The following is a 17960-nucleotide window of genomic DNA, read 5'->3' on the forward strand; positions in this document are numbered from 1 at the left end:
ATATTATGACTACACCATTTAAACGAGTTCATTTAATTGTCATGGACTCTGTTGGTATTGGAGAAGGACCTGATGCAAAAGCTTTTGATGATGAAGGCAGTCACACTTTAAAGCATACGCTCGAAGGATTTGAACAGTCATTACCTAACTTACAAAAATTAGGTTTAGGTAATATTGAACCTCTTCCGGTTATTGATAAAGAAGCGGAACCACAAGCTTTTTACACAAAAATGAGTGAAGCTTCAGTCGGCAAAGATACCATGACTGGCCATTGGGAGATTATGGGGCTAAATATCATGCAACCATTTAAGGTCTATCCAGAAGGCTTTCCAGAAGAACTGGTTAATGAAATCGAAACGTTAACAGGACGTAAAGTTGTAGCCAATCGTCCTGCATCCGGTACGCAAATCATAGATGAATGGGGCGAACATCAGATGAAGACGGGTGATCTAATTGTCTATACTTCTGCAGACCCAGTACTTCAAATTGCAGCTCATGAAGATATTATTCCTTTAGAGGAACTATATGACATCTGTGAAAAAGTAAGAGAATTAACCAAGGATCCTAAATATTTAATAGGCAGAATCATTGCTAGACCGTATATTGGAGAGCCAGGTTCATTTAAACGAACTTCTAATAGACATGACTATGCATTAAAACCATTTGGTAGAACAGTAATGAATGAATTAAAAGATAATGGTTATGATGTCATTGCCCTTGGTAAAATTAATGATATATTTGACGGTGAAGGTGTGACTGAATCGATACGTACCAAAGATAACATGGATGGTATGGATAAATTAATTGAAACTGTGCAACGTGACTTTAATGGGTTAAGCTTTTTAAATCTTGTTGATTTCGATGCCCTTTATGGCCATCGTCGTGATAAACCAGGATATGCACAAGCGATTAAAGATTTTGATGAACGTTTACCTGAACTTATGAATCACTTACAAGAAGAAGATTTAGTTATTATTACAGCAGACCATGGTAATGATCCAACTGCAGATGGTACGGATCATACTAGAGAATACATTCCTGTACTTATGTTTAGTCCTAAAATGAGTGACTATCATGAGCTAACGATAGACAGCACATTTAGTTCTTTAGGTGCAACGATTGCTGATAATTTTGGTGTGAAATTACCTGAATTTGGCAAAAGCTATTTGAAAGAAATGGGTGTTGAAAAGTAATGCGTATTTTAAGAATGCTATTTGGAATTGTCTTTAGTGTTGCAGGGGTACTCCATTTTAAAGATGAAGAACAATTTAGACGTATTGTACCAGCGTACTTACCATTTCGAAAAGCAGCTGTGTTAATCACAGGCGTTATGGAAATCGTGTTTGGTGTCATATTATTAATGAAACAACCTACTAAGGGTCAAAAAAATGCACTCATAGCGTTTTTATGGGCGGTCTTACCAGCGAATATTTATATGGCGCGCAAACAAATTCCAATTGCTGGTCAACAACTTCCGAAATGGGCTTTATACGGACGTATTCCATTGCAATTTGTGATGATGAAATTAATCAAAAAATTATAACTTACTAAACTAAAATAAGAGAGCACATGCGTTTGAAATGACGCTGTGCTCTCTTATTTTATATATTTATAAAATGCTAACTCACATTATAAATTATTGTGCTTCACCATAGATATCATGCCATTCAGCTTTTTTGTCTAAGAATGTTTGGGCTATTTCTTTGGCGCCTTCTAATGAATGGCTAGCAGCCCAACCACATTGAACTTCATTACATGCTGGCACTTCTGTAGCATTTAATACATCTTTAATTGTTGCTTCGATAATATTTAACACATCTTCATAGTCATCATGATTGATAAATGAAACGTAAAATCCTGTTTGGCAACCCATTGGACTAATATCAACGACTTTATCTGAATGATTTCTAATATTTTCTGCCATTAAATGTTCTAATGAATGTAACCCAGGCATATCCATATGCTCTTTGTTTGGTTGTTTAAAGCGGATATCATATTTATGAATTACATCACCGTTAGCGCCTTCCATTTTCCCTGCTAATCTCACAAAAGGTGCTACAACGATTGTATGATCTAAATTAAAACTTTCTACGTTCATTTTTGGCATGGTGTATCCTCCTCATATATAACTTAAATTAATTGTAACAAGTTAAAAGAGGATTTACAATTTTTGAAATGTGGTATAAAGGCGTATGAAAGTTATTTTTATAAATTTCAGAAAATGAATGACAGAATTCAATAAACCCGATAGAATAAGTAATAATTAAATCATGTTTTGTGCATTATGAATCATATGTTGTGTTATTTAATAAATTACTTATTGCATTTGATTTATTTTATAAATTGAGTATAAACATAATGCCAAGTAATTTAGGAGGCCGTGTTGAATTATGGAGAATAAACAAATTGTATTGGACTATATAGAAAATGAAAAGTATAAATATTTAGAAATGAGCCATCAAATCCATCAAAGACCTGAATTAGGTAATGAGGAGATATTTGCATCTAGAACGTTAACGGAAACGTTAACGCAACATGGTTTTGAAGTCGAAACAAATATAGCAGGACATGCGACTGGCTTTATAGCAAGTTATGATTCAGGACAAACGGGACCAACTATAGGTTACTTGGCCGAATATGATGCATTGCCAGGGTTAGGTCACGCGTGTGGTCATAATATTATTGGTACCGCTAGTACATTTGCGGGTATAGCCTTAAAGCAAGTCATTGATAAAGTCGGCGGAAAAGTAATTGTATTAGGCTGTCCTGCAGAAGAAGGTGGAGAAAACGGTAGTGCTAAAGCGACTTATGTTAAAGAAGGTATTATTGATGATTTAGATATCGCCTTAATGGTGCATCCTGGTAATGAAACATACAGAACAATCAATACTTTGGCTGTAGATGTACTAGATGTTAAATTTTTTGGTAAAAGTGCGCATGCATCTGAAAATGCAGATGAAGCGAAAAATGCACTTGATGCAATGATTTCATATTTTAATGGGGTTGCGCAATTACGTCAGCATATAAAAAGTAGTCAACGTGTCCATGGCGTTATATTGGATGGTGGACAAGCAGCCAATATTATACCTGATTTTACACATGCGAGATTCTATACTAGAGCAACAAGTCGCCATGAGTTAGACATTTTAACTGAACGAGTTGGTCAAATAGCTAAAGGTGCGGCATTGCAAACTGGATGTGATTATGAATTTGGACCTATACAAAATGGCGTGAACGAGTTTATAAAATCTTCAAAACTAGATGATTTATTTGCTAAATATGCAACAGAAATGGGTGAAGCTGTCATTGATGATGATTTTGGTTATGGCTCTACTGACACGGGAAATGTGAGTCATGTTGTACCAACGATACATCCACATATTAAAATTGGATCACGTAATTTAGTAGGTCATACGCATAGATTTAGAGAGGCTGCAGCAAGTACCCATGGGGACCAAGCGTTAATTAGAGGTGCTAAGATTCTCTCGCTTATGGGATTAGAATTATTAACGAATCAAGCGTTGTTTGATGAGATTATTGAACAACATCAATTTATAAAGGGGCATAAAAAATGACTAAAGAACGCTCTCATAGACCCAAATTAACACTTAGTGATCTTTACGATTCTCGCGTTGTCTATACTTCTAGACCGTCTTATATTTCAAATCCATGGCTGGAACCTGAAGAACACCAATCGAATTTTTTAACAGGTAGAGAGCTGATAATTGCTAATCATATGCCAGTAATCGTTCATGAAGCGAGCGTCACTGATAAATTAAAGCAGTTATTTGAAGCGGTAGGGAAAACAATGCCTACAAATATCATTCAATTCAACGATCAACAAAGTTATGAACAAACTTTAAAAGTGTTAGCGCAAGAAGAGAATAAGAAAATTTATTTTCAATATATTCATGGTGAAGATATATTAACTAAAGCGCATTATGCACTAGATAAAGATATCTTTGTTGCATTAAATAATAAAGCAAGAATTCCTGAATGGACGAACAATCAATTCCTTCCCCGTCGAGAAGTTGTAAACATTGAAGATTTTGAGGCGGCGGTGTCTGAATGGTCGTTCCCATTTGTATTAAAACCTGGGGATGACTTACCAACTGCTGGCGGGTATGGTGTAATGATTTGTTATTCAGAAGAAGATTTAACAAAAGCAAAAACACGAATTGCTCAAGCTCAATCAGAAACTGACACAATGATTATAGAGCAAAAGATAGAAGCGATTGCTAATTATTGTGTACAATTTGCATATTCTGAAAATGAAGGCATACGATATATAGGTACTTCAGCTCAACTCACAGATGCTTACGGCCATTATAGTGGAAATGAAAATGCGCCGGATGTACCTAAACACGTGATAGAAGCTGGTAGAGAAATCATGGAAATTGGGGTATCTAAAGGTTACTTTGGCGTAGCGGGCTTTGACTTGTTATTAGACGACAAAAATGATGTATATGCGATTGATTTGAATTTTAGACAAAATGGTTCGACAAGTATGTTGTTGTTAGAGCCTATACTTCAACAAGGCTATCATAAATTTTATAGTTATATTTCGCCTGGTGATAACGAACAATTTTTTGCGACAATTTTGAAATATGTGCGACTGGGCGTATTATTTCCACTTTCTTATTATGATGGTGAATGGTTTGAAAATGATACGGTGCAATCTAGATTTGGTTGTATATGGCATGCTGAAAACAAAGCTACGGTTGATACATTGGAGCAACAATTTCTAAAAGAGATTCAAGAAAAATAAAATGTGGAATTAAAATTAGTGGTTCTACTCAGTAGATAATAATTTAAAAGCTAAAAATGTAAAGTGTCTGGGACATAAATAGGTGTCTCAGATTTTTTAATTGGACAATAGATGTGAATTACTACCAGCGATCCAAAGTACTATTGATATATTTTATGCGAATGCGTAGTGGTTATGTATACGATTAGAATATTAGCCAAGGAAGAGAATGACTTTTATTCTTTAATTTTTATTAAAAAATTTGATTCCTGTTAATACTTTCTAAATTTATAAGGAACATTCGTTGATTGACTAGAAACATACAGTCATTTATATTTTAAATATAAGTAATTATTATAAATGAATTGAAGGTGAAAATATGTCTTACAAAGAAAGTTCATTTTTTCAAGATATTTTAATAAATGAAGTTTTTTATGTCGGAACTAAATCAAAGCATTTGATTAGACAAGAAATATCTGAACAAAATGTAGTATGTGCTTGGACAGATAAAGCAACAGCAGAAAGTTATTTAAATAAAGAGCAAATTGAATATGACAAAGTAAAAACGGTTGATATTGATCGTTTTGTAACTTATGAAATTGACGATATTTTTGATAAAGATGATGAGGTATTGATGAACCCAACTTCACATAAAGATGGTGAACGCGTTCGTATCGTTGCAGCTTCAAATGAATTGATGTCTGATTTGGATAGTATTAGATTGAAAGAATTTGTTAAAGATGTTGCTAAAGAAGATGCTGTGTTTGGATTAACTAATAAGAATGAAAAACAATTTATCATGATCAGTGATGAAGCACACCAAAAACCACATATTATGCCTGTATGGAGTATTAAAAATAGAGCTGAAAAGGTGAGAAATCAAGATTTTGAAGAATGTGAAATTATTGAGATTGAAGGGGAAGTATTTGCTGAATGGTTAGATACGTTACGTGATGATGACCATGCAGTTGCAATAGACTTGAAGTCAGGCGTAGTCGGAACCGTTGTGCCTGCTCAAAAAGTAATTGACCAGTTAACATTTTAATTAAAGGTTATCAACAATATAGCTGTTTATGAGTTATGTATTTATAATATTTATAATTTAGAGCACAAATTTTATCGTATCGAAATAGTTATAGATTTGTTTGGAGTAATAACTAGTTGAAATAAAGAGATTGAGTCATAAATAGATAATGTCAAAAAGTCTGGAACATAATTAGGCGTCTAGGCTTTTTGTCAATTTAAACAATTGGTGTAAAGTCCAACTGCTTATTTTAAACAGTTACATGATTAGTATCTGTATTATTCAATTTCATATTTATAAATAAAACAGTAATTTCTAGTGTTTTAAACTAGAAATTACTGTTTTTTGTTTATACCCATTCAGTATGATTGTATAAAATCCTACAAAATCATTTTTCATTTAGATAACTCATATAATGTCCTGTTTTTAATATGTCACATTGTGGCAAATAAACGTGCTTAATGAGCAGTCTATACATTATATAATTTAATGAATATAAGCATTATAAATGTATAGAACCTAGAGCACCAGAAAATGCACCATGCTCAATATAATAAGGTTCACACCCACGTAAAACAGTATAGTCTTTGACCACCTCCTTTAATAAATCGTTATTGTGGAAGGAAGAACCGATATAGGCAACATTTTTTGTATTATGTTCTCTTGCGACAGTAATTGACATTGTCGAAATGACTTCACCGACGACTGCAATTACAGAAGCCAATTTATCTGCATCTGTAAATGATTCATCTAAATGATGTAGCACATTACCAAAGTTAGCTGCAGTTAAATCGCCAGAAATAGGAGGCTCACTATCTTTATATATATGTTTTACCTTTAAATCTATAATATCACGGTTACCATTTTGAGCTGTATCAGTTAACTGTTTATAGTTACTGATACCTGTGAGTAGGTATCCAAGGCCTTGTATCATACCGCCACCGGTGCCTATTCCGCCTACACGCTTTTGCGCTTTGCCATTTGAAAAATGAAGTGAAGTACCAGTACCAACATTAGTGAAAATATAATCATCTAAGAAGTGACCTTGTTCTTCTAATAGAATTTCTAGCCCTTTAGCTGCAGCATCAAATTCAACAAATACACGAGATTCACAATTGAGTTGTTCATTAATCATGGCAGCTTGCCCACCCGTCAGATTAATGTTGTTACAATCTTGTTGATTTAACCATTGAATGACTTCCTCAATTTCAGTAGTTAATCTTGTGCTGTATGTTCGTTCACCGTTTTTTTCTTGAACAATTTTAATGAGCGTGCCACCAGCATCGACACCTATCTTCATCTGTATTCCCCCTAATAAAAATTTCCATTATAACTTATAGTATAATAAAATGAAGGAAAATCAAATATGAATTTAATAGGATTGATAGAATAGTTCACAATTAAGGCTGTTAATTAATTAGGTATGTTTCTAAATTATATGTAAATTTATAGGTTGATTTGATTCAGAAGTGGTATGAATAAATAACGACTACGTTTTTAATAGGGGATTAAAACATGTTTATAAAGGAAAATTTTGAAAATATTACGGTACAAGTTTATGAAGAAAAATATAGACAATCTTTATATGATTTCAAATTAAGTGAAAGACAGCAAATTTATTCATCATTACCTAAAGATGTATTGGATGATGCGATCATTGATGAAGATAGAATTCCAAATATTGCACTAAATGATGAAGGTGAAGTTGTTGGCTTCTTTGTACTGCATCAGTATTATCAACATGAAGGATATGACACGCCAAATCAAGTTATATATGTGAGATCCTTATCAGTCAATGAAGATTTTCAAGGTTATGGCTATGGTACGAAAATGATGATGTATCTGCCTAGGTATGTACAGACACTTTTTCCAAATTTTAACCATTTATATTTAGTGGTCGACGCTGAAAATAAAGGCGCTTGGAATGTTTATGAACGTGCGGGCTTTATGCATGCAGCTACAAAAGAAGAAGGACCTATTGGAAAAGAAAGGTTATATTACCTTGATCTAGATTCTAAACATGTCTCTTCTTTAAAATTAAAACCGAACACAGAAGAACAACCATTCAATATTCATATCATTGATTTAATTAAAGATGATAATAAAGTGGGATTTATTGCTATTGAAAGACATGAAGATCGAATGAATATCTCTTCGGTTGAAGTTAACAAAGAAGAACGGCACCATGGTATTGCTGAAAGCGCATTGAGACAATTATCTACATATGTACGTAAACATTTTGATAGTGTAAAGTTATTGACAATCACTTTGTATGGTGAAAATAATGAATTAAAACCGTTATGTATAAACAGTAATTTTGTTGAAATAGATGCCGCAGATGATTATATTGTCTTTGAAAAATATATAAATTACTAAATGCGATTGCGAAATCAGGAATTGTCATTTATAATTTACATTTGTTATTATTACTTATGTTAAACTTAGTACTGATTTGGATAAACGCCTTTGAAAGGAAGAATAAATAATGAGAATTCAAGATTACACAAAAGAAATGGTTGATGAGAAATCATTTATCGATATGGCATATACGTTATTAAATGAAAAAAATGACACAATGAACTTATATGATATTATTGATGAATTTAAAGCACTTGGACATTATGAAGACGACGAAATCGAAAATAGAATTGTTCAATTCTATACAGATTTAAACACAGATGGTCGTTTTTTAAATGTTGGTGAAAATATTTGGGGATTACGTGATTGGTATTCAGTTGCAGATATTGAAGAAAAAATTGCGCCTACGATTCAAAAATTTGATATTCTGGACGACGATGATGAAGAAGATAAAAACTTAAAATTACTTGGTGAAGATGAGGCTGATGATGATGATGATATTCCAGCAGTTACAGATGACCAAGAGACTTTGAATGATCCAGAAGATCCAGAAGATGACGATGTTGATGAAGATCTTAATGAAACAGATATCGTTATCGATGAAGATGATGAAGATTTAGACGAAGAAGATGAAGAAGAAGAATTTGAAGACGAAGAAGAAACAGAAGAATAATTCTTTGAGATTTAATTGACTTTTTTCGTGAACATGATAAAATTTTATTCGGGCTCCTTTAATTAGGACGACGTGTATAAATATTATACGCTCCCCCTTACAACCATGTGAGAGGGAGCGATTTTTTTGTTTTAAATAATATATCAGTTTTATAGTATTTTATATTTTGAAAGTACTTGTTACGACAATTAATACATATAATGATGAAGCATTTAAATATGTAAATGTTGTATCACAAAATTTAGCAACTAATTTGGAGATTTGATACGAATCAAAACGTATTGTAAGAAAATACGGTTTTAATCATAGGAGGCAGAACATGACAAAATTCATTTTTGTAACTGGTGGAGTTGTTTCTTCATTGGGTAAAGGTATCACGGCAGCATCTTTAGGAAGATTATTAAAAGATAGAGGATTAAAAGTCACGATTCAAAAATTTGATCCATACTTAAATGTTGACCCAGGCACAATGAGTCCATATCAACATGGTGAAGTTTTTGTGACAGACGATGGTGCTGAAACTGACTTAGACTTAGGACATTATGAGAGATTTATTGATATAAATTTAAATAAATATTCAAATGTAACGGCTGGGAAAGTTTATTCTCATGTCTTAAAAAAAGAGCGTCGTGGTGATTATTTAGGTGGTACAGTTCAAGTTATCCCGCACATTACGAATGAAATAAAAGAGCGTTTATTATTAGCTGGGGAAAGTACAAATGCAGATGTAGTTATTACTGAAATTGGTGGTACAACAGGGGATATAGAGTCATTGCCATTTATTGAAGCAATTAGACAAATCCGTAGTGATTTAGGACGCGAAAATGTAATGTATGTTCACTGTACTTTGTTACCATATATCAAAGCTGCTGGAGAAATGAAGACAAAACCAACACAACATAGTGTGAAAGAATTAAGAGGTCTTGGTATCCAACCAGATTTAATTGTTGTTAGAACAGAATATGAACTTACTCAAGATTTAAAAGATAAAATTGCGCTATTCTGTGATATTGATAAAGCAAGCGTTATAGAATGTCGTGATGCTGATTCATTATATGAGATACCTTTACAATTAAGTAAACAAGATATGGACGATATTGTGATTAAGCGTTTAGAATTAAATCCAAAATACGAAACGCAATTAGATGAGTGGCAATATTTATTAGATACGGTTAACAGTTTAGATGGCAAGATAACAATTGGTTTAGTAGGTAAATATGTAAGCTTACAAGATGCATATTTGTCAGTTGTCGAGTCATTAAAACACGCTGGCTATCCATTCAAAAAAGTTATCGAAGTGAAATGGATTGATTCAAGTGAAGTTACCGATGAAAACGTTGCTGAAATATTAGCAGAAGTTGATGGTATATTAGTACCTGGTGGATTTGGATTCCGTGCAAGTGAAGGTAAGATATCAGCTATTAAATATGCACGTGAAAATAATGTGCCATATTTCGGTATTTGTTTAGGTATGCAATTAGCAACTGTTGAGTTTGCTCGAAATGTCATTGGACTAGATGACGCGCATTCAGCAGAATTAGATCCTAATACACCACATCCTATAATCGACTTATTACCAGAACAGAAAGATATCGAAGATTTAGGCGGTACACTACGCTTAGGTTTATACCCATGTCATATCAAAGAAGGTACATTAGCAAATTCAATTTATAATGAAACTGAAATTGAAGAAAGACACCGTCATCGTTATGAATTTAATAATGAATATAGAGAACAACTCGAAGCAAACGGAATGGTGTTTTCTGGAACAAGTCCAGATGGTCGTTTAGTAGAAATGGTAGAAATTCCAAGCAATGACTTTTTCGTTGCATGTCAATTCCATCCAGAATTTTTATCAAGACCTAATCGCCCTCAACCGATTTTCAAAGCATTTATAGAAGCATCATTGAACCATCAGCAATCTAAATAATATGTTAAGACACACATACTCGAACTATTACGTCGAGATGTGTGTCTTTTTTTATTTAGTGCTTCGTTCAAATGTATGTATATAAAAATGGGGTATAAATGATTATTAAAATTTGAAATTTAGGCGATTTTTATACATCTAGAATAAAAATATAAAATAAAAACGCTTACAAATATATTGAAGAATGCAAAAGGTATACGACTTTGATATAATTAGATTGTAAAAATATGTGCTTAAAGCACCAAGGAGGAACTTTCATGCCTTTAGTTTCAATGAAAGAAATGTTAATAGATGCAAAAGAAAATGGTTACGCAGTAGGTCAATATAACCTTAATAACTTAGAATTCACTCAAGCAATTTTAGAAGCTTCTCAAGAAGAGAACGCTCCTGTAATTTTAGGTGTATCTGAAGGTGCTGCTCGTTACATGAGTGGTTTCTATACAGTTGTTAAAATGGTTGAAGGTTTAATGCATGACAAAGAAATTACTGTACCAGTTGCAATTCACTTAGACCACGGTTCAAGCTTTGAAAAATGTAAAGAAGCAATTGACGCTGGATTTACATCAGTAATGATTGATGCTTCACATGGTTCATTCGAAGACAATGTTGAAATCACTTCAAAAGTTGTAGAATATGCTCATGAACATGGTGTTTCAGTTGAAGCAGAATTAGGTACTGTTGGTGGACAAGAAGATGATGTAGTTGCTGACGGCGTAATCTATGCAGATCCTAAAGAATGTCAAGAACTTGTTGAAAAAACAGGTATCGATACATTAGCGCCAGCATTAGGTTCAGTACACGGACCTTATAAAGGTGAACCAAAATTAGGATTTAAAGAAATGGAAGAAATTGGTGCTTCTACAGGATTACCATTAGTATTACACGGTGGTACAGGAATCCCAACGAAAGATATCCAAAAAGCAATTACTTTTGGTACTGCTAAAATCAATGTAAATACAGAAAACCAAATTGCTTCAGCTAAAGCTGTTCGTGAAGCTTTAGACAATGATAAAGAAGTGTATGATCCTCGTAAATATTTAGGACCTGCACGTGAAGCAATTAAAGCTACTGTTATTGGTAAAATTAAAGAGTTTGGTACATCTAACCAAGCAAAATAAGTTAACGAATAACTTTTGATACTTTATATATGTTGTATCGATTTATGAGGGCGAGACGTCGAAATCAAATTCATTTTTTTGATTTCTGCTTCGCTCTCTTTTTTATGTTATAATTTGTTAGGTTTGTGTAAAAAAGCAATCAGGAAAGCACGGATAACATAAAATTTTAATAATAAATCCTTATAATTATGATTTGAATTGGTAAATAATGGGAATTGAAAACAATAGTAAAAAAATTATATACAAGAGAAGACACTTTATTTTATATGAAATAAATTTTAATAAACTGATGTGCTTTGCAAACTGTAATAATTTAATTTATAATGCAAATGATGTTATGGAAGAGAAATATTGATTGAAAGGCAAAGGAGAACATACGAATGGCTCAAGAAGTGATTAAAATTAGAGGTGGTCAAACACTAAAAGGTGAAGTGAACAACCACGGTGCTAAAAATAGTGCAGTAGCAATTATTCCAGCCGCAATTTTGGCTGAAGACAAAGTAACTATTGAAGGCCTTCCAGAAATCTCTGATGTAGAAACTTTAGTAAGTTTACTTGGAGATTTAAATATTAAGACTGAATTAGATGGTATGACATTAAATGTTGATCCAAATGAAATTGAAAATGCACCATTACCTAATAATAAAGTAGAATCGTTACGTGCTTCATATTATATGATGGGCGCTATGTTAGGTAGGTTTAAAAAATGTGTGATTGGATTACCAGGTGGTTGTCCTTTAGGACCGAGACCCATTGATCAACACATTAAAGGTTTCAAAGCTTTAGGTGCTAAAATTGATGAATCAAGTTCTACATCAATGAAGATAGAGGCTGACAAATTAACAGGTGCGAATATCTTTTTAGATATTGTAAGTGTTGGTGCAACAATCAATATTATGCTTGCAGCAGTTCGTGCTGAAGGTCAAACTGTCATTGAGAATGCTGCAAAAGAGCCAGAAGTAGTTGACGTAGCTAATTTCTTAACAAGCTTAGGTGCAGATATCAAAGGCGCTGGCACAAGTACGATTAAGATTAATGGCGTAGAACATTTACACGGTTCACATCATCAGGTCATTCCAGATAGAATTGAAGCTGGTACATATATGTGTATTGCCGCAGCATGTGGTGAAGATATAACAATTAATAATATTATTCCAACGCATGTAGAACCATTAACAGTGAAATTAAAAGAGCTTGGTGTTGATATTCAAGTTGGTGATGATAGCGCCGTAATCAAACGTAGTACACCATATGCTAGTGTTGATATTAAAACACTTGTATATCCTGGATTTGCTACCGATCTTCAACAACCTATTACCCCATTATTGTTTATGGCTGATGGTGTATCATTTGTTACCGAAACGATTTATCCAGCACGTTTTAGACATGTAGATGAATTGAAAAACATGGGTGCAGATATTTCGGCAGATAATGGTACAGCAACAATTAAGCCATCTAAACTTACTGGCGCAGAAGTTTATGCTAGTGATTTACGTGCAGGTGCTTGCCTTATTGTAGCTGGTTTATTCGCTGAAGGTGTTACAACAATTTATAATGTAAAGCATATTTATCGTGGTTATACTAATATCGTTAGTACTTTAAAATCTTTAGGTGCAGACATTTGGACTGAAGAAGTATAGAAAATGTGGTATAATAAATATACTTAGTAACCAAAGTGTACTTAGTTTAAATGATAATAGAATAAATCGATATTGAGGTGATGACCATGAAAGTTTGCCCTTATCTAGAAGAAACCTTTAAAATAGTAGGTAGAAGTTGGAATGGTCTTATTATTAATTATTTATCTAGATGTACGGAAAAGTCTGCACACTTTTCAGATATGAAACGTGATTTAAAGACAATTACACCACGTGCACTTAGCATAAAGTTAACGGATCTTAGTGAATGGGGACTAGTTGAAAAGAAAGTGGTTTCTACCAGTCCAATGAATATTCTTTACCAACTGACAGATAAAGGTGATGCTTTAGCAGCAGCATTAGTGCCAATGGAAAAATGGGCTCAAGATTATATTGAACTCGAAAATAAATAGTAATTAAATTCTAAAGTAAAAGCGAAATTCAAAATATTACTAAAAGAGAATGGAGCACACAGTCTTAATTAGGTATTTCTAAAGACAATCAATTCTATTAGTTGTGATTGGAAAGTAGCGTATTAAAGTGGAAGTATAATTTAATCATTTTCGATTGCTCTGAATTTTTAAAGAGACCAAGACATAAATCGATGTCTTGGTCTCTTTTTGTATATGAATTGGAGTGTACATGTAGTTATTCACTGAATAACAAAATGGCGCTGAAATTTAATGGGTTAAAAAAATTGTATAAAATGAATGGAAAACGCTTTATAACAACGTTTGCTACGATTTGGCGTGAGCACTTATGTTTAAAAAAATGAAATCTCGGTTAAAATGGTATTATCAACACAAGTTAAGGAGTGAATTATTGATGAGAAATTTCATTAAACAATATATCAACGGAGAATGGGTTGAAAGTACAAGTGGAGAAACACTTGAAGTAATTAATCCTGCAACAGAAGAAGTTGCTGGTACGATTGCTAAAGGTAATAAAGAAGACGTGGAAAAAGCTGTAGAAGCAGCAGATAACGTATATTTAGAATTCAGACACACTTCAGTTAAAGAAAGACAAGATTTATTAGATCAAATAGTACAAGAATATAAAAATAGAAAAGAAGACTTAATTCAAGCAATTACAGACGAATTAGGTGCACCTCTATCTGTAGCAGAAAATGTACACTATCAAATGGGCTTAGATCATTTTGAAGCAGCACGTGATGCATTAAATGATTTCCAATTTGAAGAACGTCGAGGCGATGATTTAGTTGTCAAAGAAGCAATCGGTGTTTCAGGACTTATTACACCATGGAACTTCCCAACAAATCAAACGTCATTGAAATTAGCTGCTGCTTTTGCTGCTGGTAGTCCGGTAGTATTAAAACCTTCAGAAGAAACACCATTTGCAGCTATTATATTAGCAGAAATTTTTGATAAAGTGGGTGTACCTAAAGGTGTATTTAACTTAGTCAATGGTGATGGACAAGGTGTAGGTAATCCATTAAGTGAACATCCAAAAGTAAGAATGATGTCATTTACTGGTTCTGGCCCAACAGGTTCAAGTATTATGAAAAAAGCTGCAGAAGATTTCAAAAAAGTATCACTTGAACTAGGTGGTAAATCACCTTATATTATTTTAGATGACGCTGATATCGATGGTGCAGCAAGTGCAGCTGCTAATAAAGTAGTGTTCAACACAGGGCAAGTTTGTACTGCAGGTACAAGAACAATCGTTCCAGCAAGTATAAAAGAAGACTTTTTAACAGCTGTAAAAGAAAAATTCAGTCAAGTAAAAGTAGGTAACCCTAGAGAAGAAGGTACACAAGTTGGACCAATTATAAGCAAAAAACAATTTGACCAAGTACAAGCCTATATTGACAAAGGTATTGAAGAAGGTGCCGAATTATTATATGGTGGCCCTGGTAAACCTGAAGGATTAGACAAAGGTTACTTTGCAAGACCAACTATTTTTAATAATGTAGATAACAGCATGACAATTGCCCAAGAAGAAATATTTGGACCAGTAATGTCTGTGATCACATATAATGATTTAGATGAAGCAATCAAAATTGCAAATGATACAAAATATGGTTTAGCTGGTTACGTTTATGGTAGTGATAAAGATACACTTCATAAAGTAGCACGTTCAATTGAAGCAGGTACAGTTGAAATTAACGAAGCTGGACGTAAACCTGATTTACCATTCGGTGGTTATAAACAATCTGGTATAGGCCGTGAATGGGGCGACTACGGAATCGAAGAATTCTTAGAAGTTAAATCAATTGCAGGTTACTACAATTAATAAGTTAATTTAATAGGTAATGTGAATCTATATGAGAGTAGAACAATGAAATCTTTTTAAGAGAAATTAGATTTCTGTTCTACTCTCTTTTTATAATTTATATATCGAAATACATTTTGTAATTAAATAGGAAATTTGCTATAGTTATAAAAGTAGTAGCGTAGTTACTATGTTATTTAAAAAACTTATTTATGAAATGGGTGCAAGATAATGCCTGAAAAAGTACGAACATCACCTCAGTATGAATCGTTCCACGAGTTATACAAAAATTACACTACAAAAGATCTCACTCAAAAAGCAAAATCTCTTAAGCTAACAAACTATAGTAAATTGAATAAAAAAGAACTTGTTCTCGCGATTATGGAAGCGCAAATGGAAAAAGATGGTAACTATTATATGGAAGGCATTCTAGATGATATCCAACAAGATGGTTATGGCTTTTTAAGAACAGTTAATTATTCTAAGGGAGAAAAAGATATCTATATCTCAGCTAGTCAAATTCGTCGTTTTGAAATTAAACGAGGAGATAAAGTGACTGGTAAGGTTAGAAAGCCAAAGGATAATGAAAAGTATTATGGTTTATTACAGGTTGATTTTGTTAATGATGAGAATGCAGAAGAAGTAAAAAAACGTCCTCATTTCCAGGCGTTAACGCCGTTATATCCAGAAGAAAGAATTGTGTTAGAAACTACAAAGCAGAATTTTTCAACTCGAATCATGGATTTAATCACGCCAATTGGATTAGGACAACGTGGACTTATCGTTGCACCGCCTAAAGCAGGGAAAACCTCTTTATTAAAAGAAATTGCAAATGCAATTGCAACGAATAAACCTGATGCAGAATTATTTGTATTATTAGTAGGAGAACGACCAGAAGAGGTTACTGATATAGAAAGATCTGTAGAAACTGCAGAAGTAGTTCATTCTACATTTGATGAGCCACCTCAACACCATGTCAAAGTTGCAGAATTATTATTAGAACGTGCGAAACGCTTAGTTGAAATTGGTAAGGATGTCATTATACTAATGGATTCTATAACAAGATTGGCACGTGCTTATAACCTTGTTATTCCGCCAAGTGGTCGGACGTTATCTGGTGGGTTAGATCCAGCATCTTTACACAAACCAAAAGCATTCTTTGGTGCAGCAAGAAATATTGAAGCGGGTGGCAGTATGACTATATTAGCTACAGCTTTAGTTGAAACTGGTTCGCGTATGGATGACATGATTTACGAAGAATTTAAAGGTACTGGAAACATGGAGTTACATTTAGATCGTAAATTAGCAGAACGTCGAGTATTTCCAGCAATTGATATTGGACGCAGTTCAACACGTAAAGAAGAATTGCTCATTGATCCCAAAGAACTGGATTCATTATGGCAATTACGCAATATGTTTACAGATTCAACGGACTTTACAGAAAGATTTGTTCGTAAACTCAAACGAACAGACAATAACCAAGAATTCTTTGAACAGTTACAAAAAGCTGCTAAAGAAAGCACAAAAACGGGTAAACCAATCATTTAATTACTAAATGATTCATAGATATAATACCAATATGAGATTTAGGGTTGCGTTTTATATTTATAGACATTATAATTATCAAGTATTGGGTAAAAAACTCACAAAAAACTCTGTTCCAGATGGTTCAGGGCAAAGGAGCTGAAAATAATGAGACAAAATATTCATCCTGAATATCACAATGTTATCTTTTTAGATACTACTACAGATTTTAAATTCTTAAGTGGTTCAACTAAAACATCATCAGAGACAATGGAATGGGAAGATGGTAATGAATACCCAGTTATTCGTTTAGACATTTCATCTGATTCACATCCATTCTACACAGGACGTCAAAAATTCGCTGCGGCGGATGGTCGTGTGGAACGTTTCAACAAAAAATTCGGATTCAAATCAAGCAACGAATAATTGTTGGTATAAGGCATTCTCATTTTATGAGAATGCCTTTTTATGTTAAAAAGCACTTCCTAATCACAAATAGATATCATAAACAATGTTGAAATACCTTTATTTTATGAGTAACGATACTGGCTGCAAGTATAGCATTAAATTTAAGTTTGTATACAATGTTGAAACAAAGTGGATCAGTTTTGTTAGTAGGCAGTTCAATGAGAATTTAACGATAGTTCTATTTGTATATCCCAAATTGTTACATAAAATTAACGCAGTAACTTGAAAATATATCCTATTTTGTAGTGG

The 17960-nt window shown here is 33.2% G+C and carries 16 protein-coding genes; 14 read left to right on the forward strand and 2 right to left on the reverse strand.

Features of this window, described 5'->3' with window-relative positions:
* Positions 1 to 5 precede the first annotated feature (5 nt).
* Both deoB and ACP7BT_RS11630 read left to right on the forward strand, forming a co-directional pair.
* Positions 6 to 1193 carry a phosphopentomutase gene (deoB, locus tag ACP7BT_RS11625; protein WP_069821671.1) on the forward strand — a complete coding sequence of 396 codons (1188 nt, stop codon included), beginning with the start codon at positions 6 to 8 and terminating at the stop codon, positions 1191 to 1193.
* Positions 1193 to 1543 (forward strand): DoxX family protein, encoded by a 351-nt coding sequence (locus ACP7BT_RS11630; protein WP_002482697.1) that lies wholly within the window; start codon positions 1193 to 1195, stop codon positions 1541 to 1543. The genes deoB and ACP7BT_RS11630 overlap by 1 nt, the downstream gene beginning before the upstream one ends.
* A gap of 93 nt (positions 1544 to 1636) precedes the next feature.
* Here ACP7BT_RS11630 and ACP7BT_RS11635 read toward each other — a convergent pair whose 3' ends face one another.
* Positions 1637 to 2107, reverse strand: a complete 471-nt coding sequence (locus ACP7BT_RS11635) for an S-ribosylhomocysteine lyase (RefSeq protein WP_002482698.1) — start codon at positions 2105 to 2107, stop codon at positions 1637 to 1639.
* 283 nt (positions 2108 to 2390) lie between these two features.
* On the opposite strand from ACP7BT_RS11635, the gene ACP7BT_RS11640 reads away from it, so the two are divergent.
* The 3 genes from ACP7BT_RS11640 to ACP7BT_RS11650 all read left to right on the forward strand — a co-directional run bounded on the left by ACP7BT_RS11640 (position 2391) and on the right by ACP7BT_RS11650 (position 5792).
* Complete coding sequence (locus ACP7BT_RS11640; protein WP_041080792.1) at positions 2391 to 3575, forward strand: M20 family metallopeptidase; 1185 nt, start codon at positions 2391 to 2393, stop codon at positions 3573 to 3575.
* Entirely contained in the window at positions 3572 to 4768 is a 1197-nt protein-coding gene (ldmS, locus tag ACP7BT_RS11645; protein ID WP_037538019.1) for an L-aspartate--L-methionine ligase LdmS, read from the forward strand. Before ACP7BT_RS11640 ends, ldmS begins: the two co-directional genes overlap by 4 nt.
* 358 nt (positions 4769 to 5126) lie before the next feature.
* Entirely contained in the window at positions 5127 to 5792 is a 666-nt protein-coding gene (locus tag ACP7BT_RS11650) for a DUF2750 domain-containing protein (RefSeq protein WP_069821670.1), read from the forward strand.
* Between the two features lie 481 nt (positions 5793 to 6273).
* On the opposite strand, the gene coaW is transcribed toward ACP7BT_RS11650, so the two are convergent.
* On the reverse strand, positions 6274 to 7071 hold the full coding sequence (gene coaW, locus ACP7BT_RS11655) for a type II pantothenate kinase (protein ID WP_002482702.1): 798 nt from the start codon (positions 7069 to 7071) through the stop codon (positions 6274 to 6276).
* 215 nt (positions 7072 to 7286) lie between these two features.
* Between coaW and ACP7BT_RS11660 the strand changes: the two genes are divergently transcribed.
* The 9 genes from ACP7BT_RS11660 to ACP7BT_RS11700 all read left to right on the forward strand — a co-directional run bounded on the left by ACP7BT_RS11660 (position 7287) and on the right by ACP7BT_RS11700 (position 17669).
* Positions 7287 to 8147 carry a GNAT family N-acetyltransferase gene (locus ACP7BT_RS11660; protein WP_002482703.1) on the forward strand — a complete coding sequence of 287 codons (861 nt, stop codon included), beginning with the start codon at positions 7287 to 7289 and terminating at the stop codon, positions 8145 to 8147.
* A 109-nt stretch (positions 8148 to 8256) separates the two neighbouring features.
* A complete protein-coding gene (gene rpoE, locus ACP7BT_RS11665; protein WP_002482704.1) occupies positions 8257 to 8802 on the forward strand; it encodes a DNA-directed RNA polymerase subunit delta in 546 nt (181 codons plus the stop codon).
* 319 nt (positions 8803 to 9121) lie between these two features.
* Positions 9122 to 10732, forward strand: coding sequence for a CTP synthase (locus tag ACP7BT_RS11670; RefSeq protein WP_069821669.1), 1611 nt, complete (start codon positions 9122 to 9124; stop codon positions 10730 to 10732).
* 257 nt (positions 10733 to 10989) lie between these two features.
* A complete protein-coding gene (gene fdaB / locus ACP7BT_RS11675; RefSeq protein ID WP_002482706.1) occupies positions 10990 to 11850 on the forward strand; it encodes a class IIb fructose-bisphosphate aldolase FdaB in 861 nt (286 codons plus the stop codon).
* 380 nt (positions 11851 to 12230) lie between these two features.
* Positions 12231 to 13490, forward strand: coding sequence for a UDP-N-acetylglucosamine 1-carboxyvinyltransferase (locus ACP7BT_RS11680; protein ID WP_002482707.1), 1260 nt, complete (start codon positions 12231 to 12233; stop codon positions 13488 to 13490).
* Positions 13491 to 13576: 86 nt separating this feature from the next.
* A complete protein-coding gene (locus ACP7BT_RS11685; RefSeq protein WP_011302666.1) occupies positions 13577 to 13900 on the forward strand; it encodes a winged helix-turn-helix transcriptional regulator in 324 nt (107 codons plus the stop codon).
* A gap of 412 nt (positions 13901 to 14312) precedes the next feature.
* Positions 14313 to 15740: an aldehyde dehydrogenase family protein gene (locus tag ACP7BT_RS11690; protein WP_002482709.1), complete on the forward strand. Its 1428-nt coding sequence runs from the start codon at positions 14313 to 14315 to the stop codon at positions 15738 to 15740.
* A gap of 210 nt (positions 15741 to 15950) precedes the next feature.
* The gene (rho, locus tag ACP7BT_RS11695; RefSeq protein WP_037538023.1) at positions 15951 to 17267 is read left to right on the forward strand and encodes a transcription termination factor Rho; all 1317 of its coding nucleotides are present in this window, start codon (positions 15951 to 15953) and stop codon (positions 17265 to 17267) included.
* Between the two features lie 144 nt (positions 17268 to 17411).
* Positions 17412 to 17669: a type B 50S ribosomal protein L31 gene (locus ACP7BT_RS11700; RefSeq protein ID WP_002482711.1), complete on the forward strand. Its 258-nt coding sequence runs from the start codon at positions 17412 to 17414 to the stop codon at positions 17667 to 17669.
* Positions 17670 to 17960 lie beyond the last annotated feature (291 nt).

The organism is Staphylococcus sp. Y174-1 (assembly GCF_049897865.1).
GTDB classification, from domain to species: domain Bacteria; phylum Bacillota; class Bacilli; order Staphylococcales; family Staphylococcaceae; genus Staphylococcus; species Staphylococcus saprophyticus.

Bases quoted from the DNA above. Each gene is read 5' to 3' on its own strand.
- deoB (WP_069821671.1), top strand. From the start codon at position 6: ATGACTACACCATTTAAACGAGTTCATTTAATTGTCATGGACTCTGTT.
- ACP7BT_RS11630 (WP_002482697.1), top strand. From the start codon at position 1,193: ATGCGTATTTTAAGAATGCTATTTGGAATTGTCTTTAGTGTTGCAGGG.
- ACP7BT_RS11635 (WP_002482698.1), bottom strand. From the start codon at position 2,107: ATGCCAAAAATGAACGTAGAAAGTTTTAATTTAGATCATACAATCGTT.
- ACP7BT_RS11640 (WP_041080792.1), top strand. From the start codon at position 2,391: ATGGAGAATAAACAAATTGTATTGGACTATATAGAAAATGAAAAGTAT.
- ldmS (WP_037538019.1), top strand. From the start codon at position 3,572: ATGACTAAAGAACGCTCTCATAGACCCAAATTAACACTTAGTGATCTT.
- ACP7BT_RS11650 (WP_069821670.1), top strand. From the start codon at position 5,127: ATGTCTTACAAAGAAAGTTCATTTTTTCAAGATATTTTAATAAATGAA.
- coaW (WP_002482702.1), bottom strand. From the start codon at position 7,071: ATGAAGATAGGTGTCGATGCTGGTGGCACGCTCATTAAAATTGTTCAA.
- ACP7BT_RS11660 (WP_002482703.1), top strand. From the start codon at position 7,287: ATGTTTATAAAGGAAAATTTTGAAAATATTACGGTACAAGTTTATGAA.
- rpoE (WP_002482704.1), top strand. From the start codon at position 8,257: ATGAGAATTCAAGATTACACAAAAGAAATGGTTGATGAGAAATCATTT.
- ACP7BT_RS11670 (WP_069821669.1), top strand. From the start codon at position 9,122: ATGACAAAATTCATTTTTGTAACTGGTGGAGTTGTTTCTTCATTGGGT.
- fdaB (WP_002482706.1), top strand. From the start codon at position 10,990: ATGCCTTTAGTTTCAATGAAAGAAATGTTAATAGATGCAAAAGAAAAT.
- ACP7BT_RS11680 (WP_002482707.1), top strand. From the start codon at position 12,231: ATGGCTCAAGAAGTGATTAAAATTAGAGGTGGTCAAACACTAAAAGGT.
- ACP7BT_RS11685 (WP_011302666.1), top strand. From the start codon at position 13,577: ATGAAAGTTTGCCCTTATCTAGAAGAAACCTTTAAAATAGTAGGTAGA.
- ACP7BT_RS11690 (WP_002482709.1), top strand. From the start codon at position 14,313: ATGAGAAATTTCATTAAACAATATATCAACGGAGAATGGGTTGAAAGT.
- rho (WP_037538023.1), top strand. From the start codon at position 15,951: ATGCCTGAAAAAGTACGAACATCACCTCAGTATGAATCGTTCCACGAG.
- ACP7BT_RS11700 (WP_002482711.1), top strand. From the start codon at position 17,412: ATGAGACAAAATATTCATCCTGAATATCACAATGTTATCTTTTTAGAT.